We start from the raw sequence: 26420 nt of genomic DNA, 5'->3' as shown, positions 1-26420 counted from the left end.
CTCAATTCATCAATATTCGGTTTCGGCTGCCTAGCTGGGCTCGACATCATCGCGTACCTGCCCCCAGGCAACCAATGTAAAGATCAATGTACCGCCGATGATATTGCCCGCGAGCACTGGCAGAAAGAATCCAAAAACAGCCGGACCCGCGCTTAACTGCCCTTGCAGCATGAGCACAGCCATCTCAACCGATCCTGCTACGATATGTGTAAAATCACCTGCAGCAATCAGCCAAGTGAACGTCAGGATCAGGAAAAACGCTGCTTCATCCGCCTGAGGCAGCATCCAGACAATCAGTGCCACAATGATACCTGCGGGGATTGCCCGCCAAAACCCTTCGCCTGCACCCATCCCTGTTGCATGGCGCGATAATTCTTCAATCGCGGGCATCAGATCAGAAGGCAAAGCTGGGGTAAAAACAAACAGCGCAGCAGCGGCAAATGCACCGATAACGTTCGCTGAAAGAACGATCGCCCAAAGACGCATCATACTTCCAAATGCCCGCCAAGAGCGGGCCTTCATCACTGGCAAAACCGTCGTAATGGTGTTTTCCGTAAAAAGCTGCATCCGGCCCATGATGACCGCCAGAAACCCAAGGGAATATCCCAAATTCTCAATTAGGAACCGATAGGATGTATCCGGTAAATGGGTCCGAAAAATCGCCTCTCCGAGGACTGATAGGCTGATCAGCATACCTGCCGCAATCCCTGACCACATCAGTGACTTTTTGGACCGCGCCAACTCTTCTTCACCTTCGCGGCGGATCACCTCATAAATCAGCTTCGGTGACAGCGCAGCAGCTTCACTGACCGATCTTTCCTCGGCTGCCTCTTCGACAGTGTTGTTTTTCGGGCGATGTTGGATAAGCGGGGCCATTTTTCTTTCCTTAATGTACTTTCGGGTGACTTAGCGCATTTTCTCCGGGGGCCTAGCAAAAAAGATCAGCACTATGTCGCAAAACACCTTGCAGGACCTGTAAGACCCGCAAAGATGCGCGTGATAGCATAAGGACAGAGAATGATCACCAATTCACCAACGCTGACCAGTGATATCCGCAACCGGTTTGCACATGTGGAAACCTGCCCATTTTCTGGTCCGCGGATTTTTTTTGAAAACGCCGGTGGGGCGCTGACCCTAAAATCAGCGGTGGAAACATCCGCGATCTTTGCCGCCATCCCAGACAACCAAGGCCGCGATAATCCCGCATCAGCGGCATTGGTCGATGTGATTACCCGCGCCAAGGCCGACATGGCATTATTCTTTAACTCAGCTGACGGCACGTTTTTTGTGGGTGAATCCGGAACTGAGCTGTCCTTCAGGCTCATCCGCACCGCGATTATGGGGTCAGCGCCGGGTGGGTCGGTCATTGGGTCGTCCATTGAACACCCCGCATCGCGCAGTGCCGCACTTCATTGGGCGGAAATGGCCGGGAAACCCTATATTGATGTAGCCCATAATAATGCGACGGGTCAGGTGACGGCAGAAATGTATGCCAGTCAGATGACGCCAGATGTTCGTGTGGCCACAATTCTGCATACATCGCCGGTGACAGGTATCGCAAACGATGTTGCGGCAATTTCTGCCGCGATCAGGGTGGTTTCACCCGATGCGTTCATCTTTGTCGACGGCATCCAACACGCCAGCCACGGTCACATCGACATCGCAAGCTATGACATCGACGGCTATGTGGTATCGCCTTACAAGGTCTTTTCGCGTCATGGATATGGTGTGGCCTGGGCGTCTGATCGGCTCACTGCGCTGCCAATTGAAACGCTTAGGAACGGCCCGACTGGGAATTGGGAAATGGGCACGCGCGATACAGGGTCTTATGCGACATTCTCAGACGTGGTGCGGTATTTCGAATGGCTGGGCGAAAAGGTGTCAGACACAACTGACCCACGCGCAAAAATTGAGGCTGCGGGCAGGGCAATCCATGATCATGAACAAACGCTGACAGATGCGATGCTACGGGGTATTGGAAATCTGCCAGGTTTGGCCGATCTGCCGGGTGTGACGGTCCTTGGCGGTGCGGACAACCCGGATCGCGAAGGGTTGGTGTGCTTTGCCCTCGACCACGTTCCTGCCAGCGATATCGTCGACAAATTGAATGCTGAGGGCATTCGCACCCATATCCGCCGCGCGGATCATTATTCCGGCAATATCCTTACCCCGTTGGGATTGGACGCAGCCGTGCGCGTATCGCTGTGCCACTACAATACATTGGACGAGGTGCGCAGCCTGCTGGCGGCAATGAAGGACATTGCAGGTTGAAGATTAACCCTCTCCTTCACCCTTTCAAAATACCGAAATGCGACGCCTTTACCAAACTCGCCGCTTGCCAACCGGACGCAACCGTTGAACCATGCGGAAATGAAGAGCATTCTTTCAAACGCCGTTACCGCCAAACGCGACGATCTGATCGCGCTGACGCAGGATTTGATCCGCATCCCCACCCTGAACCCACCGGGCGGAAATTATCGCCAGATCTGCGAATATCTGGACAAACGCCTGTCCGGCCATGGCTTTGAAACCGAACTGATCCGCGCCGTCGGTACACCGGGGGACGGCGATAAATATCCGCGCTGGAATATCGTCGCGCGCCGAACCGGCGCGCGCAGCGGTGATTGCGTGCATTTCAACAGCCACACAGATGTGGTCGAGGTTGGTGCAGGCTGGACGTTTGATCCGTTTGGGGCCGAGGTGTCTGACGGCAAAATCTACGGGCGAGGCACCTGTGATATGAAAGGCGGCCTGGCGTCGTCGATCATCGCCGCAGAGGCGTTTATCGAAACACACCCTGAATTTTCCGGCGCGATCGAGATTTCTGGCACAGCAGACGAGGAATCGGGCGGATATGGCGGGGTCGCTTATCTGGCTGAGCATGGGTATTTTGACCCGGCCCGTGTCCAGCATGTGATCATCCCCGAACCGCTGAACAAAGACCGTATTTGTCTCGGCCATCGTGGTGGATGGTGGGCTGAAATTGAAACAAAGGGTGAGATTGCCCACGGCTCGATGCCGTTCCTGGGCGACTGCGCAGTGCGCCATATGGGTGCCGTCTTGTCAGAGTTCGAGGACAAGCTTTTCCCGGCAATGGCCGCTCGTCACACAGATATGCCTGTTGTTCCGCAAGGCGCGCGGTCGTCCACCATGAACATCAACTCAATCCATGGTGGGCAAAAAGAGCCTGACAGCGATTTCACTGGCCTGCCGGCGCACTGCGTCCCGGATTCCTGTCGCATCGTGATTGATAGACGTTTTCTGGTCGAAGAGCCTCTTGATCAGGTGCGCGATGAGATCACCGCGTTGTTGGACGGGTTACGCGCGACCCGCGCTGATTTCGACTATGAGCTGACCGAGATAAACTCAGTTTTGCCGTCCATGACAGACCGGGATGCGCCTGTGGTCCGAACCGTGGCAAAAGCCATTGAGGATGTGATTGGCAAAAGTCCTGAATACGTCGCCTCGCCCGGGACCTATGATCAGAAACACATCGACCGCATTGGCAAGCTCAAGAACTGCATCGCATACGGTCCCGGCATATTGGAACTCGCCCATAAGCCGGATGAATATATTGGCATAGACGATATGGTCGATGCGGCATGTGTCATGGGTGCCGCCCTGGAATCGCTGCTACTGCCAAAGGTCTAATCAAACGCGGTGGCGGCGGCCAGCGCCAAGCCATCAACCACACCGGTCAGGGCCGCTGCCTGATGCACTTCGGCCTTTGGAAATTCGCGCCGAAGGGCCGCATCGACCACCCCCATCAAACTTGACCCGCCCACAAAAATCAGCCGCGAAACATTATCTTTGGCCAATCCGGCCTGATCAACGGTCTGCATGGCAGCATCAGCAATCTTGCCCGCCATCTGGGCAAGCGTCGCCGCCATCATCGCCGCAGGCAGCGGCAGGTGCAGACCACGTTCCAGCATGTCCAGTTTGATCTCTGGGGGTGCTGTCCCGTTCGGATCGTTCGCCGCGATTTTCGCAGCCTCAACGGCAAAGGCCAGATCATGACCCAGCTCTTCCTCCAGAACCGTCACCAGCCGCGCCAACAGATCCGGTTCCATCGCATGGCGCGCAAGGTCTTCGGCAGCGCGGCGGGTTTCGCGGGTGTAGAGAAAGGGGATCTTTTGCCAGGTTGCAAGATCAGCAAACATCGACTGAGGTGCAACATGGGTCTCGCCGCCAAACATATGTTTGATGTCACTTCCCATGCCCAAATGGGGCATCACGTGCGTGAGGCTCAGTTCGCGGTCAAAATCTGTGCCCCCCAGCCGCAAACCATTGCTGGCCATAATATCAATGTCGGCATCGCCTTGATGTCTGAACAATGTGAAGTCTGACGTGCCACCGCCAATATCCACAATCAGCCCCAAATCCCCCGCGTTCAAAAAGGCGCGATTGGCAAGCGCTGCCGCCTCTGGTTCGGGCATAAATCGCACGTCCGTGAACCCGGCGGCGTGATAGCAATCGGTCAGATCAACTAGCGCCTGTTCATTGCGACCGGTATCAGCACTGTGAAACATCACAGGCCGTCCTGACAGGGCACAGAGAAACTTCTGACCGGTTGCCGCCTCGGCACGTGCCTTGATCTCGGCCAGAAACCGTCCAACAATTTCAATGAAATCCATACGCTTGCCCAACAAAACCCGGCTTTCACGCATCAGCGATGTACCAAGCAGGCTCTTGAGCGCCCGCATGTAACGCCCTTCATCGCCGCCAATCAACGCGGCTTGGGCCGGACGGCCAAAAACTGTCTGTTTCGCGTCAAAATCAAAGAACACGGCCGTCGGCAGCGTCTTTTCGCCAGGTTCGATATCAATCAAGTGCGGCATACCGTTGATCGCCACGCCCGCCGCGGAATTTGAGGTCCCAAAATCGATGCCCAACGTGGTGGATAACGCAACCATGACGCACCTTTGCCTATCAAGAAGGCCGGAGCCTTATCGCGATGACACAAAGGGCGCAACAAGGTTTGCCACTGGTGAACCAACACGAATCTGGCTAACCTCTTTGCTAAATATCAACAGGGAGATACCCATGTTCCACCTACGCTCACTATTTCTTGGTGCCAGTGCTGCGGCGCTGATTGCCGGGGCCGCCACGGCACAGCAAACTGACATCACAGTTGCGCTTCAGCTTGAGCCGCCGCATTTGGACCCGACATCAGCCGCCGCTGGTGCCATTGATTCGGTTCTGTATTCCAATGTGTTCGAAGGTCTGACCCGGTTCATGGGCGATGGGTCCATTGTGCCGGGATTGGCTTCTTCATGGGAAATCTCTGACGATGGCTTGACCTACACCTTCAAGCTGCATGACGGCGTCAAGTTCCACGATGGTACCACAATGGACGCCGAGGATGTAAAATTCAGCCTCGACCGGATTGGTGCAGAAGATAGCGCGAATGCCCAAAAGGCGCTTTATGCCGCGATTTCTGAGGTCAATGTGACTGACCCGCTGACGGTTGAGGTGAAGCTGTCTGAGCCCAACGGGAGTATGCTGTTTAACCTCGCATGGGGTGACGCGGTGATCGTGGCACCAGAAAGCATCGAGAACATCAAGCAAAATCCGATCGGTACCGGTGCGTTCAAGTTCGACAACTGGGCTCAGGGCGACAAGATCGAGCTTTCAAAGAACCCTGACTATTGGGGCACTCCAGCGAAACTCGACAAGGCCACGTTCAAATTCATCTCTGATCCGACAGCGGCCTTTGCTGCGATGATGGCCGAAGACGTTGATGTCTTTTCCCAATTTCCAGCCCCCGAAAACCTGCCACAGTTTGAGGCCGATCCAAGGTTTCAGGTGCTGATCGGATCGACCGAAGGGGAAACGATCCTGTCCACCAACAACAAGATGCCACCCTTTGACAATGTCAAAGTCCGCGAGGCCATCGCCCACGCGATTGACCGTCAAGCGATCATTGATGGTGCGATGTTCGGATATGGCACCCCCATCGGGACTCATTTTGCCCCGCACAACCCGGCCTATATCGATCTGACTGGGATGAACAGTTTTGACCCTGAAAAGGCCAAGGCGCTGCTGGCTGAGGCAGGGTTTCCAGACGGGTTTGAGACCACGCTTGATCTGCCCCCGCCTTCTTATGCACGGCGCGGCGGTGAGATCATTGCAGCCCAACTGGCTGCAGTCGGCATCAAGGCCGAAATTCGCAATGTCGAATGGGCGCAATGGCTGGAAACTGTTTTTAAAGGCAAGAATTTTGGTCTGACCATCGTCAGCCACACCGAGCCAATGGACATCGGAATTTATGCAAAACCGGATTACTATTTCCAGTACGACAATCCCGCGTTCCAAGAATTGATAACCAAACTGAACAGCACCACAGACGATGCGATGCGGACCCAGATGATGGCAGAAGCCCAGCGCATGATTTCTGAGGATTACGTGAACGGTTATCTGTTTCAACTGGCGGCAACGTCGGTGGCCAAGGCAGGCGTTCAAGGGTTGTGGAACAACGCGCCGACACAGGCAACTGATCTGACAGCGGTAAGCTGGGCCGAGTAAGCCACGGCGCACAATGAAGGGGCCCTGCACGCGTGGGGCCCTGCCGCCGTCGGAGTAAAAAAGCTTGGCTGATCCTTTCACCCCTTCCCCGGAACTTGCCGCCATTGCGACGCGGTGGATCAAGGCCTATTCAGCCAGACGTTCCGTCGCGGCAGCCAATCTGCTCTCCTCCTCCAAGGCACTGACTTACATCGGGTCGGATGAAGGCGAGCTGTTCAAAGGGGATACGCTGCGCGAGACGTTTGAAAAGTATTCGGATGATCAGGCTGTTCTGTTGCCCGAGAATATCCAGGCAACAGGCTATGAGGCCGGTGATTTCGGCTGGGCTTATACCACGCTCACCATATATTCGCCCGAGGCAAACCTGCGGGTCGCCTTTCGCAATACCTTTATCTTCACCATGGAAGATGGTGTTTGGCGGATCGTGCATATCCACAATTCCAACCCCAAACCTAACCTCGAAGCCATGGGATACGAGTTGGGACGTTTCGAGGATTTGCTGGTCGCCGCACGTGCCGAACGTGTGGAAAGCACTCAGACCGGGATAGCCTCGGTGATGTTCACAGACATTGTCGACAGTACGGCACTGGCCTCCGCCGCAGGTGATCACAGATGGAACCGGATCGTTACGGAACATATTGGTTCGATCACCCAGCAGATTCAGACCGAAGGTGGCACGATGGTCAAATCGCTTGGGGACGGGACGCTGTCGACCTTCGCATCGGCGGGTGCTGCGATGCGGACCGCGATTGCGATCCAACGGGGGATGGTCGCCCAGACGGACGAACCGAAACTGCGCATCCGGATCGAAATCCATACCGGTGATGTTATCCAGAACGAAGGTGACTTTGTCGGTACGGTCGTTAACAAGGCTGCGCGCGTTGCAGCTACCTGCGATCCGGGCAACATCAGAGTGTCAGAGGCGACGCGCGTCATGGTAGGCGACGCCGATGGCTTCAACTTCGTAGATCCGGTAGAGGTGCCGTTAAAGGGCCTCAAGGGTGAGCATCTGATACATTCCCTTGCTTGGTAGCTATCACACCCGTTACAAAACGCGTTGTGTCAGCATGTAAACGGCATCCTTAACCTGATCCCGCAACGCCCCCTCTCGCGGCGCGTCGCGCAATGTAGTGAACCAATGATCCGGCGGGTTCTTGCCGCGCCGGTTGCCATCAAAACGCAAGCCCCGCAGGACTGTTTCGGCGTTTTCGGGCAGATTATCCGGTATGTCTTGACCGTTCAGAATGCCCCAAACCCCGGTCCACAGCCGTCCGACGGACCAAGGGTTGTACCCACCACCGCCAAGCACCAAAAGCCGAGGCGCGAGGCCCATGAGGCAACGCAGGACATCCCAATGGGCATTGTTGCTGAGGCTGAGGTGAGACAGCGGATCTTCTTCAACTCCGTCTGCACCACACAGGAAAACAATGGCGTCAGGGGCAAAGGCGGTCACCTTTGGGACGATCAATGTGTCTCTGACAAAAGCCATTTCGCTGTCGTTGAACCCGCGCGGCACGGGCAAATTCAAGGCATTGCCGCCGGCATCGTTTTCCAGCACGCCACTGCGCGGCCACAGACGGTCTTCGTGCACTGAAATCAACAGGCAATCGGGATCGCCGCCAAAGCCAACCTCAACCCCGTCGGGATGGTGTGCGTCGATATCGACATAGGCGATGCGCCGCACACCGTGACTGCGCAGGCTGAGCATTGCAAGAACCGGGTCGTTCAAATAGCAAAACCCGTTCGCCCGGTCCGGCATACCATGGTGCGTGCCGCCTGCCGGATTATAGATCACACCACCGTCGCGCAGCAGTTCCCCCGCCAGAATTGACCCGCCCGCCGCCGTTGCGGGCCTGCGAAAAATCTCCGGGAACACTGGATTGGTTACGCTTCCGATATCATGGCGCGTCAAATCTTCTGCGGTTGCGGCCTGCGCTGCCTCAACTCTTTGCAATGCGCCGATGTAATCTGACGTATGCCACCTTGTCAGCGCCGCAGGTTTGGCGCGGGGCGAGGTGATAAATTGCTCTTTCGGAAGCCACCCCAAAGCCTGGGTGAGGTCCATCACCGTTGACACACGCGGCACCCGCAACGGGTGCCACCGCCCATAGCTTGAGCCACGGAAAATCTCATGTCCAATGAAAGCAGGATGCTGCATGAGGCAAACCTAACGCGGTCCGGTCAAATTGCCAGCCACAGTGATCGCAGTCTGGACGCCCCTGCGCTGTGCGCCTAACGTCACAGTAATGCTCAGATATGCACTCAAACGCCTTCTTTCATTATTGATCAGTCTTGCCGTCGCATCGCTGGTGATCTTTGCCGTGATCGAGGTCGCGCCGGGCGATCCGGCGTCATTCATGCTTGGGATCAATGCCCAGCCTGAAACGCTTGCCGCGCTGCGGACTGAACTGGGGCTCGATGTCTCCAAGGTGCAGCGCTACATCGCCTGGGTTGGCGGTATGATGACAGGTGATTTTGGCACCTCCTATACCTATCGCACGCCAGTAATCGACATGGTTTCAGGCCGATTGTGGGTGTCGTTGCCTTTGGCGCTTTACGCTTTAGCGCTGAGCACATTGATTGCTTTTCCCGCAGGTATCTTTGCCGCGTCCCGGCGCGGTCAGGCGGGCGATATCGGGGTCATGGGGGCCACGCAGCTTGGCGTTGCGGTGCCGAATTTCTGGTTTGCGATGATTCTGGTCCTGATCTTTGCAATCAATCTGCGGTGGTTCGCGGCAGGTGGTTTTGTGGGTTGGGACAAAGGGTTCTGGGCTGGCCTGCACGGCCTGACACTGCCTGCCATCGCCCTCGCGCTGCCCCAGGCGGCGATCCTTGCGCGTGTCATGCGGTCGTCATTGTTGGATGTATTGGGCGAAGATTTCATGCGAACTGCCCGCGCCAAGGGTCTGAGCGCCCGGCAGGCGCTTTGGCGGCACGGGCTGCGCAACGCGCTGATCCCTGTTCTGACCATTATCGGACTGCAGTTTTCGTTCCTGCTGGCTGGGTCCATCATCATCGAACAGGTGTTTTATTTGCCCGGGCTGGGACGGTTGGTGTTTCAGGCGATTTCTGCCCGCGATCTGATCGTCGTGGAATCGGTCGTCATGTTGCTGGTGTTTTCGGTGATCATGGTGAATTTCCTCGTCGACCTGGCCTATGCAGCCGTGGACCCCCGTCTGAGGTCACGTACATGAAACGCAATCTGATCATTGGCGGTCTGCTTACGGCAGTTTTCGTTTTGGGTGCCCTTATCAGCTTTGTCTGGACACCTTTTGACCACGCCGCACTGAATATTCCGAACAAATTGCAAACCCCCGGTGGCGCGCATCCGTTTGGTACGGACCATTTTGGTCGCGATATCCTGAGCATGATCATGGTCGGTGCGCGCACATCTATCGCCGTGGCGTTGGTGGCGGTTGGTATAGGCATGGGTCTTGGTGTGCCGCTGGGCCTTTGGGCCGCAGCGCGACAAGGGACATGGATGGATGAATTGATCATGCGCGGCAATGACCTGGTCTTTGCCTTTCCCAGCCTTGTGATTGCAATCCTGATCACTGCGATTTTTGGGGCCGGGGCGATAAACGCGATCATCGCCATCGGCATTTTCAACATCCCCGTCTTTGCGCGGATCACGCGAGGCGCGGCGCTTTCACTGTGGCAGCGTGAATTCATACTGGCTGCCCGTGTGGCGGGCAAATCGGCGGCTCGCATTTCTGCGGAACACATCCTGCCAAATGTGACCAACCTGTTAATTGTCCAAGGAACGATCCAATTCTCACTCGGCATTCTGGCAGAAGCAGGCCTCAGCTATGTCGGTCTTGGCGCGCAGCCGCCGACACCTTCTTGGGGGCGCATGTTGGCCGACGCCCAGACACTGGTAAGCATCGCACCGCATATGGCACTGATCCCCGGCTTTGCAATCATCTTTACGGTTCTGGGCTTGAACCTCATGGGTGACGGGTTACGCGACTATCTTGACCCCAGGTTGCGGGTGGCGCGGGTATGAGCCTGCTTGAAATCACAAACATGTCCCTGTCGATACATGGCATCCAGATCTTGCACGACATCACTGTATCTGTTGGTGCCGGAGAGATTGTTGCAATCACTGGTGAAAGCGGTTCCGGCAAATCCATGACGGCACTTGCGACGATGCAACTGCTGCCCAAAGGTGCCACCACCACAGGTCAGATCATGCTGGGCGTTCAGGATCTGACCAAACTGGATGAACCCGCCCTGTGCGCCATTCGCGGCAATGATGTCGGCATGGTGTTTCAGGAACCGATGACAGCGTTGAATCCCGTCCAGACCATCGGACAACAGGTGGCCGAAACGCTCCGCATCCACGACAGGACAATGACCCGTCAGGACGCAGAACTGCGCGCGGCAGAAACGCTGACGCGCGTTGGTTTGCCGCAAGACCGTTTTCCTCTTTCACGGTTCCCGCATGAACTCAGCGGCGGGCAGCGTCAGCGGGTTGTCATCGCCATGGCCATCACCTTGCGGCCGGGCCTGTTGATCGCCGATGAGCCGACAACCGCACTTGATGTCACCACGCAGGCTCAGATCCTCGACCTGCTCAAAAAGCTTGCCCAAGAAGACGGTATGGGCCTTTTGATGATCACCCATGATTTGGCCGTGGTTGCGGATATGGCTGATCGTATCGTCGTTATGCGCGCTGGCAAAGTGGTTGAACAAGGCGAGACACAGACGCTTTTGCGCACCATGCAGCACCCCTATACCAAAATGTTGTTTGCCGCCTCAGGTCACATGGTCACTCTGCCCAAGGTGACCGATACCCGCCAATTGCTCGACGTGAAAAACGTCACGCGCGATTATCGTCTGCCCCGCACAACGCTGTTTGGCGCAACAGGATCATTTCGGGCTGTCAACGATGTCTCGTTTTCCATCGCGCGGGGGGAACGGCTTGGTCTGGTAGGGGAATCAGGCTGTGGGAAATCCACACTCACCCGCGCCCTGCTGGGGCTGGAGCAAATACAATCTGGCAGCATCACTTTGGATGGCGAGCCGGTGTTCACCGGTGCCAAACCGAACCTCGCAGTGCGCCGCAAGATGCAGGTTGTTTTCCAAGACCCCTTCGGCAGCTTCAATCCGCGCCACCGGGTTGATCGACTGATTACCGAACCCTTCCATCTGTTGCGCGAGCCACCGCAAGGTGCAGACCGTGTCAGGGCCATAGACGCCGCGTTGACTGCCGTTGGTCTGGCCGCAAAGGACGCCACGAAATACATCCACGAGTTTTCTGGTGGCCAACGTCAACGCATCGCGATCGCCCGCGCCCTGATCATTCGCCCGGACCTTATCTTGTTTGATGAAGCGGTCAGCGCATTGGACGTTTCTGTACGGGCCCAGATCCTTGATTTGCTGGCAGACCTTTGTAAAGCCTACAACCTGACCTATCTGTTCATCTCGCATGACCTGTCTGTGGTGCGCACAATCACTGACCGCGTCTTGGTCATGAAGTCGGGCGAGATCGTGGAACAGGGCGAAACTCAGTCCCTTTTTGAAAACCCCCAACACCCCTATACGAAGGCGCTGATCGCGGCTGCACCGGTGCTGCCAGATCTGTCGCGGAAAACGGCATGACGCCATCTGCGGTAAGAAGGTGTCTATGCGCATCCTGGTAAACGGCGTCCGACTGTTCGTTGATATAGAAGGGGCTGGGCTTGTTGCCGAGGGCCCAGTGATGCGCGAAAAGCCCACAATGATTGTGCTGCATGGTGGGCCTGGCGCAGACCATTCTATCTTTAAACCGGCATTTTCACAGCTGTCCGATCTGGCACAGATTGTCTATGTGGATCACCGTGGCAATGGACGCAGTGAAGATGGCGATCCAAAACACTGGACGTTGGACCAATGGGCCGATGATATTTTTGCCCTTTGCCAAACGCTGGGCATCAAAGAGCCGATCATATTTGGCGCTTCCTTTGGCGGCTTTGTGGCACAGGCATATGCCACAAAATATCCCGGACATCTGCGCGCATTGATTCTCGCTGCGACCACTGCCCATGTGGACTTTGAAACCATCTTTGCCGCCTTTGGCCGGATTGCGGGCCACGACGCCGGACAGGTCGCACGCGCCTACTGGAGCGATCCAACACCGGAACGCCGCCTGGCCTACTTTGAAAACTGCTTGCCTCACTATTCTGTCGCGCCTCCAGACCCGGACATGATGCAACGGATGACGGTAAAGAACCCTGTTGCAATGCACTTCAACGGGCCCGACAATGAAATGGGCCGTTTCGATTTTCGTGCCGCGTTGAACCGTCTCACCTGCCCCGCCTTGATCCTTTCAGGCAACCGTGACCCAATGATGCCGGTGCCCTTCAGCGACGTTTTGCTGACGAGTCTTGGCAACGCACGCGCAACCCATCACACTTTGCCTGACGCGGGGCATTTACTTGAGTATGATCAGCCTGAGGTATTCTTTGCCCACCTGCGCCGCTTCATATCGGAGGAAATAGCATGCGATTGACCGGAAAAACCGCCATTGTCACCGGGGGTGCCTCTGGATTTGGGGCAGGGATCGTAAGGCGGTTCTTGCAAGAAGGTGCGAGGGTGATGGTCGCCGACATCAACGCTGATGCTGCCACGCAATTGGCCCGTGAAATGGGAGATCACGCGATCGCATGCCCGGTTGATGTTGGCAACGGGGCCTCAGTCAACGCAATGGCGAAGGCCGCAATTGATGCCTGGGGTCACGTTGATGTTTTGGTGAACAACGCAGGGATTACCCATTTGCCTGCCCCGATGGAAAAGGTCACCGAAGAAGACTTTGATCGGGTGTTCAAGGTCAACATGAAGTCCGTTTATCTGACCGCCCGCGCACTGGTGCCCCACATGAAGGAGCGCGGCAAAGGGGCCATCCTGAACATCGCCTCAACGGCTGGTGTTTCGCCCCGGCCCCGGCTGAATTGGTATAATGCATCCAAAGGGTGGATGATCACGGCAACCAAAACCATGGCGGTCGAACTCGCCCCGGATGGTGTGCGGGTGAACGCGCTGAATCCGGTTGCAGGTGAAACGCCGCTGCTCAAAAGCTTTATGGGCGAGGACACACCAGAAATGCGGGCCAAGTTTCTAGCAACCATCCCGTTGGGCCGTTTTTCGCAACCCGAGGATCTGGGCAATGCCGCCCTGTTCCTTTGCTCGGATGAGGCCAGCATGATCACCGGCGTGGCCATGGAAGTGGACGGAGGGCGCTGCATATGATCGCAGTAAATCTGGCCGAAAAGCTGGCGCGGATCAGCACCCATTGGGATCCGCATGTGGTTGCAGATTACAATGAGAACGACATTATGGTGGTCAAGTTCCAGGGTGAGTTTCCATTTCACCTGCATGAGGATACCGATGATTTTTTCATGGTACTCAAAGGTGAAATGATCATGGATCTTGAGGGGGCATCGCATGCCGTCAAGACCGGCGAGGTTTTCATCGTGCCCAAGGGCGTGACGCATCGCCCGCGTGCCGCCCAGGAATGCGAGGTCCTGTTGATTGAACCCAAAGGCGTCCCAAACACCGGCGATCCTGCCACGGCAGCAGCCAAGCCGCGTCTTTGAATTCACGCTTTTCTAAATACCGATCATCCTCATCAACAGGCACCGCCATATGAAACCCGGACCCAAGAACCTGATCACAGATGTCACTGGCCTGGTGGTTGGCAATGCGCAGGATAATACCCTCAAGTCTGGTGCCACCGTTTTATCAGCGGACGTTCCCTTTGCCGCATCCGTGCACGTTATGGGCGGTGCACCGGGGACGCGTGAAACCGATCTGCTGGCACCGGACAAATCCGTCACCGCAGTTGATGCATTGGTTTTGTCAGGTGGGTCTGCTTTTGGGCTGGATGCCTGTTCGGGGGTGATGGACGGGTTGCGCGCAGCGGGGCGCGGATTTCAGGTCGGCGATGCAACAATCCCGCTGGTACCTGGGGCCATTCTTTTTGATTTGCTGAACGGCGGGGCAAAGGATTGGGTCGAGAACCCCTATCGAAATTTGGGGCGTCAAGCTTTTGACAACGCGTCGGATGAATTTGATCTTGGGTCTGTTGGTGCTGGGACCGGTGCGCTGAGTGCAATGTTGAAAGGCGGGCTTGGCTCTGCCTCATTGTCCCTGCCAGACGGGACAATGGTTGGCGCATTGGTTGCAGCAAACCCAGTCGGGGCCGTGACCACACCCGGCGACAGGCATTTCTACGCCGCACCCTTCGAAATCGGATCAGAGTTCGGCGGGTTGGGCCCGGACCCTGCGTCCGGTCTTGGATTGAGCTTGGAAAGCCGCAAGGCTGCCGCAATTTCACTGCGCGAAAATACGACCATCGCGATTGTCGCAACCGATGCGACCCTGACGAAATCCCAATGCCACCGTGTCGCGGTTGCCGCGCATGACGGGATCGGGCGGGCCACTGTCCCGGCACATACTCCATTTGACGGTGATCTTGTTTTTGCCCTCGCCACGGGGGGCAAACCGCAAGCTGATGTAAGCCTGATCGGTCACGCCGCATCTCTCTGTCTGGCACGTGCAATTGCAAGGGCGGTATATGCTGCAACACCCGCACCCGATGATCTGCTGCCGAGTTGGCGCAGTCTGAACAGCTGAAACGCTTATTCTGCGTCTGGCTGATTGGCGGGCGCTGCTGCGGCAAGTGCAGGAATGGCCATGCTGTTGGCGTGAATGCGCCTGATGGTCGGATAAGGCGACATATCCACCTCAAACCGCGCGTTGTTCAGGACTTGCGCATAAAGGCACAAATCAGCCAGCCCAACGACATCGCCATGGCAAAATTCTCCTGTCTCAGGTTCTGACGCCAACCGGGTTTCCAGCGCGTGCATACCTGCTTGTGCCCATCGGCGAAACCATGCGGCCTTGCCGGCCGCATCCACACCAAATTCGGTCTCAAGATGCTTGAGGATGCGCAGGTTGTTCACCGGATGAGTATCGAGTGCCACAATATGTGCCAAGCTGCGCACACGTGCACGTGCCCATGGATCAGACGGCAAAAGGGGTGGTTCCGGGTGCACCTCATCCAGCCATTCCAGGATCGCCAATGATTGCGGCAATGGTCCCTGCGGCGTCACCAAGGTTGGCACCAGACCAGAAGGGTTCAGCGCCAGATGGTCGGCACTTGCCTGTTCACCTTTGAGCAGGGACAGCGGGACATAGTCATAGCCAAGCCCTTTGAGGTTCAGCGCCGCGCGGACCCGCACCGACGTCGAGGACCGAAAGTAGTTATGCAAAGCCAGATCGTTCATGCGTGCGGGCCAATTGCCGCGAGGATTTCGAATTCGTCAGGCAAATATTCGGTACGTTTCAGGTGGGGAATGGAGCCGGTTTGCGTACTTTGCACCGCATGGCTAGCTTGGCTTTGAGCATGTAAAATGTACATCTTGTGTTTCTTACTTCCAGTGCCGCGTTGAAGCGATGTTACCGCGATACCAAAGCCGGGGCCAGTCCGCCGCGTGCTGGAACAGTTGTTGGCCTCCTCCACGTGATAGCATAGAAAGGGCCAAAGCACCGCGACACCTTTTCGCGGCAACGACGCGTAATTGTAGGATCGAAACCCATGAAAAAAGCACTTATCACCGGGATCACTGGTCAGGACGGATCCTATCTGGCAGAACTGCTGTTGGAAAAGGGTTATGAAGTGCATGGGATCAAGCGTCGAGCATCGCTGTTCAATACGCAGCGGGTCGATCACATCTTTCAGGATCCGCACACAACCAATGCAAACTTCAAACTGCACTATGGTGATCTGACGGACACATCGAACCTCACGCGGATTCTGTCCGAAGTGCAGCCCGATGAGGTCTATAATCTGGGTGCGCAAAGCCATGTTGCCGTCAGCTTTGAGGCCCCCGAATACACCGCAGATGTTGATGCCATCGGGACACTGCGTTTGCTTGAGGCAATCCGTTTTCTCAAGATGGACAATACCCGGTTCTATCAGGCGTCCACATCCGAACTTTATGGACTTGTGCAAGAAACGCCCCAGACCGAGACCACGCCGTTTCACCCGCGAAGCCCCTATGCAGTGGCCAAGATGTATGCGTTTTGGATGACGGTGAATTACCGCGAGGCATATGGAATGTTTGCCTGCAACGGTATTCTATTCAACCATGAAAGCCCGCGCCGCGGCGAGACATTCGTGACCCGCAAGATCACCCGTGGTCTGTCGAATATCGCACAGGGATTGGAGACGTGTGTTTACATGGGCAACATCGACGCGTTGCGCGATTGGGGCCACGCCAAAGATTACGTGCGCATGCAATGGATGATGCTGCAAGAAGACGAACCAGACGATTTTGTCATCGCAACCGGCAAGCAATATTCGGTACGTCAATTCATCGAATGGTCGGCCGCTGAACTGGGCATTACCCTACGCTTTGAAGGAGATGGCGTGAATGAGGTGGCGATCGTGGATACCATCACCGGTGACAATGCCCCGGCTCTTTCACAAGGCGACGTAATTCTGAAAATCGACCCCCGCTATTTCCGCCCGGCAGAGGTGGAAACCCTGCTGGGTGATCCATCCAAAGCCAAACGTATTTTGGGCTGGGAACCACAAATAAGCGTTCAGGAGATGTGTGCTGAAATGGTTGTAAACGACCTCAAAGCCGCCAAGCGTGAACGTATTCTCAAAGAACATGGCTTTGACGGCCTGATGTCGAAAGAGGATTAACCGAATGAGCAGCAAAGGCAAAATGCTGCTGACCGGCGGCGGCGGCATGGTGGGCCGCAATATTCAGGATCACGCATGCGCTGCTGACTGGGATATCCTTGCGCCCCGCAGTGCGGAATTGGACCTGACCAATGCGGACGCCGTAGACGCTTTTATAAATGCTCATAAACCTGATCTGGTGATCCATGCGGCGGGGCGTGTGGGCGGCATTCAGGCGAACATGGCCCATCCGGTGGCGTTTCTTGAGGAAAACGTGGCGATGGGCCGCAATGTGATTATGGGCGCGCGACAAGCGGGTGTTGGGGCCCTGATCAACCTCGCCTCAACCTGTATGTACCCGGCCCAAGCGGAAAATCCGCTACGTGAGGAGATGATCCTGACCGGGCCGTTAGAGCCGACCAATGAGGGATATGCATTGGCCAAGATCATGGCAATGCGGCTTTGTGATTATATCCGGCAAGAAGATGCGGCGGCGCAGTACAAAACTTTGATCCCCTGCAACCTTTACGGTCCGTATGACAAATTTGACCCCAAGAACTCGCATCTTTTGCCCGCAATCATCCATAAAGTCCATCAGGCCAAACTAACTGGCGATGCGGCGGTTGAAATCTGGGGTGATGGCACGGCGCGGCGTGAATTTATGTATGCGGGAGATCTGGCTGACGCTGTCTGGAAAGCAGTTCAAAATCCCGGCGGCTTGCCCGGTGCCATGAACATTGGACTGGGCCATGACCATTCGATCAATGACTATTATGCGACTGTTGCAGATGTAATCGGCTGGCAAGGGGCATTTACCCATGATCTGTCCCGCCCGGTGGGCATGAAACAAAAACTCTGCTCTATAGCACGCCAAACCGATTGGGGTTGGAGCGCACCGACAACACTGCGCGATGGTATCTCACAAACCTATCGCCATTATCTGGAGTATCACTCAAAATGACGTTCAAGTATCCTTTGGCCACTTCATCCTGGGACGATGCGGAATTTGCAGCACTTGACCGGGTCATCGCCTCTGACATGTTCTCAATGGGGCCAGAAGTGCGCGCCTATGAGGAAGAATTCGCAGCGCTTTTTGGCAGCAAATATGCTGTGATGGTAAATTCCGGATCATCCGCCAACCTGCTCATGACGGCGGCTTTGTTTTTCACCAAAAACACAGCCCTAAAACTTGAACGCGGCGATGAGATTATCGTGCCCGCAGTCAGCTGGTCGACCACCTATTACCCGCTTTGCCAATATGGGTTGCGGTTGAAGTTTGTGGATATCGACCGGGAAACACTGAACTATGATCTGGCAGCACTTGAGGCTGCGATCACGGATAACACGCGCGCGTTGATGGTGGTGAACCTGTTGGGCAATCCCAATGATTTCGCAGCACTCAAACGCCTGACCGATGGCCGCAACATCGTGATGATCGAGGACAACTGCGAATCCATGGGGGCCACGTTTGAAGGCAAACAGGCGGGAACCTTTGGCGTTATGGGGACATTTTCATCGTTCTTTTCACACCATATTTCCACCATGGAAGGCGGTATGGTCGTCACGGATGATGAAGAACTTTACCATATCATGTTGTCCCTGCGCGCCCATGGGTGGACCCGTAATTTGCCGAAATTCAATCATGTGACAGGCGAAAAAAGCGATGATCCGTTCAAGGAAAGTTTTCGGTTTGTCCTGCCGGGCTACAACCTGCGCCCGCTGGAGATGTCGGGTGCGCTGGGCCGTGAGCAAATCAAAAAACTGCCCGGCCTGATTGCGGGACGGCGCGCCAACGGGGCGCTGCTTCAGGACGCGGTGTCGGATCATCCTCGTTTCATGATCCAACGTGAGATTGGCAATTCAAGCTGGTTTGGATTTTCGCTGGTTCTGCGCGATGTGCATACGGGCGAACGCGCCCAGATGGTGCGTGATTTATCGGCCGCAGGGTTTGAATGCCGCCCGATTGTCGCCGGGAATTTTGCCAAGAATGAAGTGATGGACTATTTCGATTTTGAAATACACGACACGCTGAGCAATGCGAATTACATCGATGACAATGGATTGTTCGTGGGCAACCATCACTATCCCCTGCCCGAGGCGATCAAGGTGCTTGTGACGCTTTAATGGGGCGCGGCCAGATCGCGCAGGATCGGGCAATCCGGCCGATCATCGCCTGCGCAGGCCTTGACCAAAACACGCAAAGTGTCGCGCATCGCAGTGAGTTCGGCCAACTTTTGGTCGATCTCTGTCAAATGGGATTTCGCGATCTGTTTGACGTCAGCGCTTGCACGCGTTTCATCATCGTAAAGCGCCAGCAAACTGCGACAGCTTTCCACCGGAAAGCCCAAAGACCTTGCCCGTGCAACAAAGGCTAGTTTGTGAAGATCCGTCTCGCGAAACGCGCGATATCCATTGGGTTGCCGCATCGGACGGACCAGATTGATGTCTTCGTAATACCGAATGGTCTTGGTGGGCAGCCCGGTCGCCTTGCTTACCTCAGAGATATTCATTTTGAACCCTCAATCCTGCGCAACCTCAGCGCGTTGGTTAGAACGAAAACTGATGAACATGCCATCGCCCCGGCGGCCAAGACCGGTGACAGAAGAATGCCGAACATCGGATAAAGCACACCTGCCGCGACCGGGATAAGCGCAATATTATACCCAAATGCCCAGAAAAGGTTCTGCCGAATATTGCGCAGCACGCTGTGAGAGACGGTAATCGCGGTGCCAACGCCTGATAGGTTTCCTGACATCAAAACTACGTCCGCCGTTTCGATTGCAACATCTGTGCCGGTTCCGATGGCAATGCCAATATCCGCATGTGCGAGCGCCGGTGCATCGTTGATCCCATCCCCGACAAATGCGATCTTTTGACCCGCGCCGCGCAGGTGGTCCAATGCCGCCATTTTTCCATCTGGCAGGACGTTTGCGACAACATGATCAATGCCCAGCTCGCGGGCCACTGATTGAGCCGTATTTTCGCCGTCGCCCGTGATCATCGCCACTTGCAGACCTTGGGCCTTAAGTCCTTTGATTGCTACGACGCTGTCGGGCTTTATGGGATCTGATACCGCGACAAGAGCGGCGATCTGACCGTCTATCGCAGCAAATACAGTTGTCTGCCCCTTTTTTGCCAATGCAGTTGCATCCGCCTCAACCTCAGACACATCAACGCCGCTCGCCGCCATGAGGCGCGCGTTGCCGACGATGATATTTCTTTCTTTCACGGTTGCTTTTGCGCCCTGCCCGGTGATCGCCTGAAAGGCTTCCGCATCAGGGATCGTCAGGTTTTGCGCCTTGGTTGCAGCCACAATCGCCTGTGCAATGGGATGTTCTGACAACGCTTCAACGGCCGAAACAAGGGCAAGGACATCTTGTGAGTTCTGCCCCTCGGCCACTATCAAATCCGTCAATGTGGGCCGACCGACCGTCAGTGTCCCAGTCTTGTCAAACGCGACCACATCAACCGCGCTGAGCGACTGCAGTGCGTCCCCTTGCCGGAAGAGCACCCCAAGTTCAGCGGCGCGCCCTGTTCCCACCATGATCGAGGTTGGCGTGGCCAGTCCCATCGCGCAGGGACACGCGATGATCAACACAGAAACCCCCGCTACAAGCGCATATGTCACGGTTGGATCAGGACCAAAGATCAACCAGATCACTATTGTCACGGCGGCCAAAATCAGAACGGCGGGAACAAACCACATGGTGATCTGGTCGACCAACCCTTGCACCGGCAACCGGGTACCCTGGGCCTGTTGAACCATCCGAATGATTTGGGACAGTGTGGTATCATCGCCAATGCGCATCACCTCACAGGTCAAACTGCCCAGGCCATTGACCGTGCCACCCGTCACCAAGTCGCCTGTTGTTTTGGTGACTGGCATCGGTTCGCCTGTGATCATGCTTTCATCAACATCACTGCCACCCGATACCACCGTTGCATCAATCGGAAGCCGCTCTCCGGGGCGGACCAGAAACACATCGCCGACGCGCAACTCGGAAATGGGGCGATCGACCCAATCGTCACCAACTTTCACACGTGCGGTCCGGGGCTGAAGGCCGATCAGCTTTTGGATTGCAGCGCCGGTCTGGCCCTTGGCCCGCGCCTCAAGCCAGCGACCCAGCAGGATCAGCGTGACAATGACCGCCGCTGCTTCAAAATAGACTGCGCGCGCGGCCAGCGGCAGCACATCCGGGAAAACCAGCGTGACCGTCGAAAACAACCAGGCAGCCCCTGCGCCCAGCGCGACGAGGCTGTTCATGTCCGGGGCCTTGTGGATCAATGCCCTGAACCCTTTCACAAAAAACCCGCGTCCCGGCCAAATGAGGATGATTGTGGTCAATACAAACTGAATGGACCAACTGGTCCCAATGCCAATCGTCTGCGCAATAAGATGATGCCAGGCTGGCACCAGATGCGCGCCCATCTCAAGGATGAAAACGGGTACCGTAAGAACCGATGACACGATCATTGCGCGTTTTTGCTGTGCTGCTTCCTCGGCTTTGACGGCCGAACGGTCTGTGGGTGCCTGTTCGGACTGCACAGACGCTGGATATCCGGCCGTTGCCGCAACTTGTGCAAGCTGCTCCGGACTTGTGAGGCCAGGAACATACTCTACCGTAGCACTTTCGTCAGCCAGATTCACATGGGCCTCTGTGACACCCGGTGCCCCAAGCAGTGCCTTTTCAAGCCGACCGACACAGGATGCGCAAGACATCCCAGTGATCTGAAAACGAATACTTTCGGACGCCGCGGGATAGCCGGCTTTGTCCAGTGTCAAGATGATCTCTTTTGACGTTTCTGGATCATCCAGTTCAAACTGCGCTGTTTCAGTCGCGAGGTTCACAGAAAACGCTGATATTCCCTTCACGCCTTCCAGCGCGCGATTAACCCTGCCGACGCAACTTGCGCATGACATGTTTTTGATGGGCAAAATGAATGTGGTATCAGAGTGCATTTCCGGAAATCCTATGTGTGGTCCTAACCCACATAAGTGTTCCAGTGACTGGAAGGTCAAGGGCCATTCAGCATTTGGTCAAACTCGACCGCAGGTGCCGCGCGCGATTAGTTCGATATCGCAGCGGATGCGGAACACATCCAGTTCGGAATGAATGATGGATCTGGCAAGCTGCTGACCCGCAAGCAGACCGATGCGTCGCGCAGGCAATCGTACAGTCGTTAGGTTTGGCTCCATTTCCTTTGAACCTTTAAAGTCGCCGATCCCGATGATTGAAATATCCTCCGGTATCCGCAGGCCAAAACGCAATGCCGCATAAATTGCCCCCTGCGCCAGGACATCATTGCCACACAAAAGCGCAGTTGGCACCGGGCCGCTTTGCAAAAGCTCAAGTGCTGCCTTCTTCGCATCTGAGATGCTATAGGGTGCTTCGATCCACCAGTGTGCTTGCGTCATAATTTCTGCCTGCGCCAAGGCGGCGAATGCGCCGCTTTGACGGTCAGAGGCGCGGTCATTACCGCCGGTCGGAGGAAAGATTAGACCAATCTTTCGGTGGCCAAGTCCGATCAGATGTTCCGCCGCCGTCTGGCCCGCCGCAAAATTATCCGCACCCACACAGGATATCCGCGATGTTTCGGCAAAGTTCCAGATTGTCATCGCGGGGATCGCCTGACTGTCGAGCAGTTGATAGGTTTCTTCTGAATGTTCCTGCCCAATCAACGCGACACCATCCACACGGTGTTCGAGAAATTTGCGCATGACCGCGTACTCACGCTCCAGATCGTAGCCGTGGGACGCAATCAGAATTGTGAACCCTTCGGCATCAACCGCGTCAGAGAACGCTTGAATTACTTCGGCAAAGATCGCGTGATCAATGGTTGGAACAATCAATCCAATTGTGCCGGACCGAATACCATGCATGGTTTGCGCGGCCCGATTGCGGATATACCCAAGCCGCCGCACTGCTGCGTCAATCTTTTTGCGGGTCGCGGGTTTGACCTGTTCCGGGTGGTTATAGCTTCGTGATACAGTAGAAATCGACACTCTTGCCGCCTTGGCAACTGCGACGATATCTGCCTTCTTTCTATTTTTATCAATCACTTGAACCCCAAAATATGCTTGCAGATGAAAACATTTGCAAAACTATTTTCATTGCCTACCCTTAATTGTCAACGCGGCTGCGCGCTGTTCGTGGGGACTTGATGGAATTTATCTTTTACTTTGGTGATGTGTTCACGCCGATTAATTTCGGTCTGTTGTTGATTGGCACGATCGGTGGGCTGATCCTTGGTGCGACACCTGGTCTGTCACCGACAATGGCCGTCGCGCTGTTGATCCCCTTTACCTTTCAACTTGAGGCCGCGCAGGGGCTGATCTTGTTGGGCGCGGCCTATACATCAACTGTCGCAGGCGGCGCGGTATCGGCCATCTTGCTCAAGATACCGGGCGCACCCGCCAACATCGCCACCACACTTGATGGGCACACCATGGCACAGAACGGCGAGGGCGCTAAGGCCTTGCAACTGTCGTTCCTTGCGTCAGCAGTTGGCGGTGTTTTTGGCGTGCTGCTGCTGATCTTTCTGACACCGGTTCTGGCAAAATGGGCGCTGGCCTTTGGCCCCTCGCATTTGTTCTGGCTTGCCATTCTTGGGGTCACGGTCATCGGTTCGCTTGACAGCAAATCAGTGGTCAAGGGGTTGCTATCTGGCTGCATTGGGTTGTGGCTGGCGACCATTGGATTTGACGATATCATGGGTGCCCAACGGTTCATCTTTCATCCTGCATTGGGCGGCGGCATCAATATTATTGCGGCCCTGATCGGTTTGTTTGCAATTCCTCAGGTGATCACGATGTTCGCCAAGGGCCGCATTGCATCTGGTGCCGAGGTGATCAGCGTCGAAAAACATTCCGTTGTTGATGCAATGAAAGAGATTATGCGCAACAAACGCGCTATGAGCATCGGCACAATCACCGGGTCGATTATCGGCCTGATCCCCGGTGTGGGCGGGCAGATCGCCGGATTGGTCGCCTATGACCAGTCCAAGAAATTCAGCCCCGACCGGGACAAGTTCGGCACGGGCCATCCAGAAGGGGTTATTGCCGCTGAATCCGCTAACAACGCAATGGTGGGGCCATCGCTGGTGCCGCTTCTGACGCTCTCTATCCCCGGTTCACCGACGGCGGCTGTGTTGTTGGGCGGGCTGCTGATCCATGGGATTTTTCCGGGAACGGACCTGTTTGACAACCATCCCGATGTGGCATGGACATTCATCAACTCAATGCTGATTGGTCAAATACTGATGTGCGTTTTTGGCCTCTATATCGCTGGATTTGCGGCCAAGGTGGCGCGGGTCCCGCAATCTATCATGGCGGCTGTGGTGCTGGGTCTTGCCGTTTTTGGCAGCTATTCTGTGCAAAGCTCGATGGGGGATGTCTATGTCATGGCGTCACTTGGTGTGATGATGTATTTTCTCGAACGCTTTGGGTTTTCAGCAGCTCCCCTGGTGTTGGGTCTGATCCTCGGTCCAATTGCTGAAGCGAACTTTATCCAAGGTTCAATGATCGCCCACGCAACGGATGGCATGACGCCCTATTTCTTTGGTGGTCCACTGAATATGTTTCTGATTGCAGTGGTGATCGCATCAATCCTGTATTCCGCCTATATGGAACTGCGCAATCGCCGCTACACCTCAAAAGAGGAGATCATGGCATGAAAGATCTTTCCCTGCCCCGCATTCAACATATTCTGGCCTCTGGCTTTGTGGCGGCGGTTGGTGTGTGGGTCACCTACATCAGCTATACCCAGCAACCATCCGAGGCTTTTCTATTTCCGCGGCTGATCGCAACCATCTTTGTCGTGCTCGCCATCTGGACCTTTGTCAAAGCATGCCTTGGATGGACAAAGGTTGGCGCTGGCATCACCCTGCGGCAATTCACAAACCTGCTGCCGGGCTTGATCATCGCCCTTGTCTATATTTTCTGGGCGGCCAAGGGATTGGGTTTTTATACTGCGACCGCAATCGCCTTTTTCATTCTGCTAAGTTTGTATGACCCGAATTCACATTCTGAAGTCAGATCATGGGTCAAACGCGTCATCATCACGGCCTGCTTTATGGTCGTTATGTACCTTCTCTTCGCAACACTTCTCAAAGTGTACACACCGCGAGAGATATTCTTCTGAACCGCAAGGGCGGCAGATCACACATTTAGGGAGGAAAAAACGATGAAGAAGTTACTAGCCAGGGCCGCAATGGCCATTTTGGGCCTGACCGGGGCGGCATACGCAGATGGGCATGGCAGCTTTCCAGACCGCCCCATCATGATGATGGTGAGCTATGGCGCTGGTGGTGCAACGGATTTTCAGGCGCGCATCGTGACAATGACCGCCGGGAACGAGGACGCGCTGGGCATGCCCATCGCCATCCTGAATAAACCCGGTGCGGGTGGGCGTGTCGGATGGAACTGGTTCGCGACACAGGCTGACGCCGATGGCTACACCCTTGCCGCCTATAACATTCCGCATTTTATCGCCCAGTCGATCAAAGGCGGCGTTGAATATTCCGCAGACAGCTTTGAACCGATTGCCAACTGGGGTGCGGACCCAGCGGTTCTGATTGTCGGTGCCGACAGCGCGTTCAACACACTGCAAGATGTGGTTGATTTTGCCAAAGCCAATCCGGGTAAACTGACAACCTCTGGTGCCGGTCTTTTTGTCGGCCACCACATCGCGGCCCTTCAAATGGAAAAAGCGGGCGACATGAAAATTGCCTTTATCCCGACCAAAGGCGGCGGTGCCGCAGCCATGAAAGCAGTGATTGCCGGAGAGGTTATGGCAGGCATCAACAATCTGTCTGATGCGTTCCGTGCCGCAGAAGCAGGGAATGTCAGAATTCTCGCGGTGGCTGATCTGGAGCGCAACGAATTTCTGCCAGATGTACCGACAATGAAAGAGGCCGGGCTGGATGTTGATAACGCATCGGTTAACTTTCGTGGCATCATGGTGCCCAAAGGGACGCCCGAAGCGATCATCGAGAAACTGGCCGCGACAGTGCCGTTGATGTTTGAAAACAGCAGGGTGACTGGCAAGATGAAATCAGGCGGATCGCCCATGCACATCATGAACCGTGATGAGGTCAAGGCGATGTGGGACGCACGTGAAGAAAGCCTCAAGGAACTGCTCTCAGGTCTTTGACAAATCCAGAACATCACCCCGCGCTGGCGGGGTGATGGTGGCCCACTATCCCCGAACAAGGACACGCC

24 protein-coding genes are annotated in these 26420 nt (G+C 55.6%); 17 read left to right on the top strand and 7 right to left on the bottom strand.

The genetic code is table 11. The features are described from left to right. Window positions 1–30 precede the first annotated feature (30 nt). Window positions 31–876 (bottom strand): formate/nitrite transporter family protein, encoded by an 846-nt coding sequence (locus ACEWL3_RS00850; protein WP_386177148.1) that lies wholly within the window; start codon window positions 874–876, stop codon window positions 31–33. A 141-nt stretch (window positions 877–1017) separates the two neighbouring features. Here ACEWL3_RS00850 and ACEWL3_RS00845 point away from each other — a divergent pair, with 141 nt between their 5' ends. Both ACEWL3_RS00845 and ACEWL3_RS00840 read left to right on the top strand, forming a co-directional pair. Continuing rightward, window positions 1018–2271, top strand: coding sequence for an aminotransferase class V-fold PLP-dependent enzyme (locus tag ACEWL3_RS00845; RefSeq protein WP_386177147.1), 1254 nt, complete (start codon window positions 1018–1020; stop codon window positions 2269–2271). Between the two features lie 99 nt (window positions 2272–2370). Continuing rightward, window positions 2371–3651 carry an acetylornithine deacetylase/succinyl-diaminopimelate desuccinylase family protein gene (locus tag ACEWL3_RS00840; protein WP_386177146.1) on the top strand — a complete coding sequence of 427 codons (1281 nt, stop codon included), beginning with the start codon at window positions 2371–2373 and terminating at the stop codon, window positions 3649–3651. On the opposite strand, the gene ACEWL3_RS00835 is transcribed toward ACEWL3_RS00840, so the two are convergent. Then, the gene (locus ACEWL3_RS00835; protein WP_386177145.1) at window positions 3648–4913 is read right to left on the bottom strand and encodes an Hsp70 family protein; all 1266 of its coding nucleotides are present in this window, start codon (window positions 4911–4913) and stop codon (window positions 3648–3650) included. The two genes, ACEWL3_RS00840 and ACEWL3_RS00835, sit on opposite strands and share 4 nt — an antisense overlap. Before the next feature lie 130 nt (window positions 4914–5043). Between ACEWL3_RS00835 and ACEWL3_RS00830 the strand changes: the two genes are divergently transcribed. Beyond that, complete coding sequence (locus ACEWL3_RS00830) at window positions 5044–6525, top strand: ABC transporter substrate-binding protein (RefSeq protein ID WP_386177144.1); 1482 nt, start codon at window positions 5044–5046, stop codon at window positions 6523–6525. A 64-nt stretch (window positions 6526–6589) separates the two neighbouring features. Beyond that, on the top strand, window positions 6590–7558 hold the full coding sequence (locus ACEWL3_RS00825) for an adenylate/guanylate cyclase domain-containing protein (protein ID WP_386177143.1): 969 nt from the start codon (window positions 6590–6592) through the stop codon (window positions 7556–7558). Between the two features lie 12 nt (window positions 7559–7570). Here ACEWL3_RS00825 and ACEWL3_RS00820 read toward each other — a convergent pair whose 3' ends face one another. Continuing rightward, on the bottom strand, window positions 7571–8683 hold the full coding sequence (locus ACEWL3_RS00820; RefSeq protein WP_386177142.1) for an acetoin utilization protein AcuC: 1113 nt from the start codon (window positions 8681–8683) through the stop codon (window positions 7571–7573). Window positions 8684–8771: 88 nt separating this feature from the next. On the opposite strand from ACEWL3_RS00820, the gene ACEWL3_RS00815 reads away from it, so the two are divergent. Genes ACEWL3_RS00815 through ACEWL3_RS00785 form a run of 7 tightly spaced genes read left to right on the top strand, consistent with a single transcriptional unit; the run spans window position 8772 to window position 15141 of the window. Next, complete coding sequence (locus ACEWL3_RS00815) at window positions 8772–9719, top strand: ABC transporter permease (protein WP_386177141.1); 948 nt, start codon at window positions 8772–8774, stop codon at window positions 9717–9719. After that, complete coding sequence (locus ACEWL3_RS00810) at window positions 9716–10531, top strand: ABC transporter permease (protein WP_386177140.1); 816 nt, start codon at window positions 9716–9718, stop codon at window positions 10529–10531. The genes ACEWL3_RS00815 and ACEWL3_RS00810 overlap by 4 nt, the downstream gene beginning before the upstream one ends. Continuing rightward, the gene (locus tag ACEWL3_RS00805; RefSeq protein WP_386177139.1) at window positions 10528–12129 is read left to right on the top strand and encodes an ABC transporter ATP-binding protein; all 1602 of its coding nucleotides are present in this window, start codon (window positions 10528–10530) and stop codon (window positions 12127–12129) included. The genes ACEWL3_RS00810 and ACEWL3_RS00805 overlap by 4 nt, the downstream gene beginning before the upstream one ends. Window positions 12130–12154: 25 nt before the next feature. Further along, window positions 12155–13018, top strand: coding sequence for an alpha/beta fold hydrolase (locus tag ACEWL3_RS00800; protein ID WP_386177138.1), 864 nt, complete (start codon window positions 12155–12157; stop codon window positions 13016–13018). Next, window positions 13009–13755, top strand: coding sequence for an SDR family oxidoreductase (locus ACEWL3_RS00795; RefSeq protein WP_386177137.1), 747 nt, complete (start codon window positions 13009–13011; stop codon window positions 13753–13755). Before ACEWL3_RS00800 ends, ACEWL3_RS00795 begins: the two co-directional genes overlap by 10 nt. Then, window positions 13752–14102: a cupin domain-containing protein gene (locus ACEWL3_RS00790; protein ID WP_386177136.1), complete on the top strand. Its 351-nt coding sequence runs from the start codon at window positions 13752–13754 to the stop codon at window positions 14100–14102. The genes ACEWL3_RS00795 and ACEWL3_RS00790 overlap by 4 nt, the downstream gene beginning before the upstream one ends. Before the next feature lie 49 nt (window positions 14103–14151). Next, window positions 14152–15141, top strand: a complete 990-nt coding sequence (locus ACEWL3_RS00785) for a P1 family peptidase (protein WP_386177135.1) — start codon at window positions 14152–14154, stop codon at window positions 15139–15141. Between the two features lie 5 nt (window positions 15142–15146). On the opposite strand, the gene maiA is transcribed toward ACEWL3_RS00785, so the two are convergent. Beyond that, window positions 15147–15794: a maleylacetoacetate isomerase gene (gene maiA, locus ACEWL3_RS00780; RefSeq protein WP_386177134.1), complete on the bottom strand. Its 648-nt coding sequence runs from the start codon at window positions 15792–15794 to the stop codon at window positions 15147–15149. A gap of 311 nt (window positions 15795–16105) precedes the next feature. Between maiA and gmd the strand changes: the two genes are divergently transcribed. From gmd to ACEWL3_RS00765, 3 genes are read left to right on the top strand one after another with little or no spacing between them, the layout of a single operon-like run. After that, complete coding sequence (gene gmd, locus ACEWL3_RS00775; RefSeq protein ID WP_386177133.1) at window positions 16106–17221, top strand: GDP-mannose 4,6-dehydratase; 1116 nt, start codon at window positions 16106–16108, stop codon at window positions 17219–17221. A 4-nt stretch (window positions 17222–17225) separates the two neighbouring features. Further along, window positions 17226–18161 (top strand): GDP-L-fucose synthase family protein, encoded by a 936-nt coding sequence (locus ACEWL3_RS00770; protein ID WP_386177132.1) that lies wholly within the window; start codon window positions 17226–17228, stop codon window positions 18159–18161. Further along, window positions 18158–19324 carry a DegT/DnrJ/EryC1/StrS family aminotransferase gene (locus ACEWL3_RS00765; RefSeq protein WP_386177131.1) on the top strand — a complete coding sequence of 389 codons (1167 nt, stop codon included), beginning with the start codon at window positions 18158–18160 and terminating at the stop codon, window positions 19322–19324. Before ACEWL3_RS00770 ends, ACEWL3_RS00765 begins: the two co-directional genes overlap by 4 nt. Here the strand turns inward: ACEWL3_RS00765 and cueR are convergent. The 3 genes from cueR to ACEWL3_RS00750 all read right to left on the bottom strand — a co-directional run bounded on the left by cueR (window position 19321) and on the right by ACEWL3_RS00750 (window position 23261). Then, window positions 19321–19710 carry a Cu(I)-responsive transcriptional regulator gene (cueR, locus tag ACEWL3_RS00760; RefSeq protein ID WP_386177130.1) on the bottom strand — a complete coding sequence of 130 codons (390 nt, stop codon included), beginning with the start codon at window positions 19708–19710 and terminating at the stop codon, window positions 19321–19323. The genes ACEWL3_RS00765 and cueR overlap by 4 nt on opposite strands. Beyond that, entirely contained in the window at window positions 19707–22160 is a 2454-nt protein-coding gene (locus ACEWL3_RS00755) for a heavy metal translocating P-type ATPase (protein WP_386177129.1), read from the bottom strand. Before ACEWL3_RS00755 ends, cueR begins: the two co-directional genes overlap by 4 nt. 78 nt (window positions 22161–22238) lie before the next feature. Continuing rightward, window positions 22239–23261, bottom strand: a complete 1023-nt coding sequence (locus tag ACEWL3_RS00750; protein ID WP_386177128.1) for a LacI family DNA-binding transcriptional regulator — start codon at window positions 23259–23261, stop codon at window positions 22239–22241. 101 nt (window positions 23262–23362) lie between these two features. Between ACEWL3_RS00750 and ACEWL3_RS00745 the strand changes: the two genes are divergently transcribed. From ACEWL3_RS00745 to ACEWL3_RS00735, 3 genes are read left to right on the top strand one after another with little or no spacing between them, the layout of a single operon-like run. After that, a complete protein-coding gene (locus ACEWL3_RS00745; RefSeq protein ID WP_386177127.1) occupies window positions 23363–24874 on the top strand; it encodes a tripartite tricarboxylate transporter permease in 1512 nt (503 codons plus the stop codon). Next, window positions 24871–25341 carry a tripartite tricarboxylate transporter TctB family protein gene (locus ACEWL3_RS00740; RefSeq protein WP_386177126.1) on the top strand — a complete coding sequence of 157 codons (471 nt, stop codon included), beginning with the start codon at window positions 24871–24873 and terminating at the stop codon, window positions 25339–25341. Before ACEWL3_RS00745 ends, ACEWL3_RS00740 begins: the two co-directional genes overlap by 4 nt. Before the next feature lie 42 nt (window positions 25342–25383). Continuing rightward, window positions 25384–26352 carry a tripartite tricarboxylate transporter substrate binding protein gene (locus ACEWL3_RS00735; protein ID WP_386177125.1) on the top strand — a complete coding sequence of 323 codons (969 nt, stop codon included), beginning with the start codon at window positions 25384–25386 and terminating at the stop codon, window positions 26350–26352. Window positions 26353–26420: the final 68 nt, after the last annotated feature.

The sequence above is a fragment of the Sulfitobacter sediminivivens genome (assembly GCF_042611115.2).
Taxonomy (GTDB): domain Bacteria; phylum Pseudomonadota; class Alphaproteobacteria; order Rhodobacterales; family Rhodobacteraceae; genus Sulfitobacter; species Sulfitobacter sediminivivens.
The sequence above is the reverse complement of the archived record's forward strand: the minus strand, read 5'-3'. Positions and strand labels throughout refer to the sequence as shown.

Coding starts and splice junctions, on each gene's coding strand:
- ACEWL3_RS00765 (WP_386177131.1), top strand. CDS start 18,158: ATGACGTTCAAGTATCCTTTGGCCACTTCATCCTGGGACGATGCGGAA.
- ACEWL3_RS00790 (WP_386177136.1), top strand. CDS start 13,752: ATGATCGCAGTAAATCTGGCCGAAAAGCTGGCGCGGATCAGCACCCAT.
- ACEWL3_RS00800 (WP_386177138.1), top strand. CDS start 12,155: ATGCGCATCCTGGTAAACGGCGTCCGACTGTTCGTTGATATAGAAGGG.
- ACEWL3_RS00830 (WP_386177144.1), top strand. CDS start 5,044: ATGTTCCACCTACGCTCACTATTTCTTGGTGCCAGTGCTGCGGCGCTG.
- ACEWL3_RS00735 (WP_386177125.1), top strand. CDS start 25,384: ATGAAGAAGTTACTAGCCAGGGCCGCAATGGCCATTTTGGGCCTGACC.
- ACEWL3_RS00845 (WP_386177147.1), top strand. CDS start 1,018: ATGATCACCAATTCACCAACGCTGACCAGTGATATCCGCAACCGGTTT.
- maiA (WP_386177134.1), bottom strand. CDS start 15,794: ATGAACGATCTGGCTTTGCATAACTACTTTCGGTCCTCGACGTCGGTG.
- gmd (WP_386177133.1), top strand. CDS start 16,106: ATGAAAAAAGCACTTATCACCGGGATCACTGGTCAGGACGGATCCTAT.
- ACEWL3_RS00795 (WP_386177137.1), top strand. CDS start 13,009: ATGCGATTGACCGGAAAAACCGCCATTGTCACCGGGGGTGCCTCTGGA.
- ACEWL3_RS00820 (WP_386177142.1), bottom strand. CDS start 8,683: ATGCAGCATCCTGCTTTCATTGGACATGAGATTTTCCGTGGCTCAAGC.
- ACEWL3_RS00755 (WP_386177129.1), bottom strand. CDS start 22,160: ATGCACTCTGATACCACATTCATTTTGCCCATCAAAAACATGTCATGC.
- ACEWL3_RS00745 (WP_386177127.1), top strand. CDS start 23,363: ATGGAATTTATCTTTTACTTTGGTGATGTGTTCACGCCGATTAATTTC.
- cueR (WP_386177130.1), bottom strand. CDS start 19,710: ATGAATATCTCTGAGGTAAGCAAGGCGACCGGGCTGCCCACCAAGACC.
- ACEWL3_RS00810 (WP_386177140.1), top strand. CDS start 9,716: ATGAAACGCAATCTGATCATTGGCGGTCTGCTTACGGCAGTTTTCGTT.
- ACEWL3_RS00785 (WP_386177135.1), top strand. CDS start 14,152: ATGAAACCCGGACCCAAGAACCTGATCACAGATGTCACTGGCCTGGTG.
- ACEWL3_RS00835 (WP_386177145.1), bottom strand. CDS start 4,913: ATGGTTGCGTTATCCACCACGTTGGGCATCGATTTTGGGACCTCAAAT.
- ACEWL3_RS00740 (WP_386177126.1), top strand. CDS start 24,871: ATGAAAGATCTTTCCCTGCCCCGCATTCAACATATTCTGGCCTCTGGC.
- ACEWL3_RS00850 (WP_386177148.1), bottom strand. CDS start 876: ATGGCCCCGCTTATCCAACATCGCCCGAAAAACAACACTGTCGAAGAG.
- ACEWL3_RS00840 (WP_386177146.1), top strand. CDS start 2,371: ATGAAGAGCATTCTTTCAAACGCCGTTACCGCCAAACGCGACGATCTG.
- ACEWL3_RS00805 (WP_386177139.1), top strand. CDS start 10,528: ATGAGCCTGCTTGAAATCACAAACATGTCCCTGTCGATACATGGCATC.
- ACEWL3_RS00815 (WP_386177141.1), top strand. CDS start 8,772: ATGCTCAGATATGCACTCAAACGCCTTCTTTCATTATTGATCAGTCTT.
- ACEWL3_RS00770 (WP_386177132.1), top strand. CDS start 17,226: ATGAGCAGCAAAGGCAAAATGCTGCTGACCGGCGGCGGCGGCATGGTG.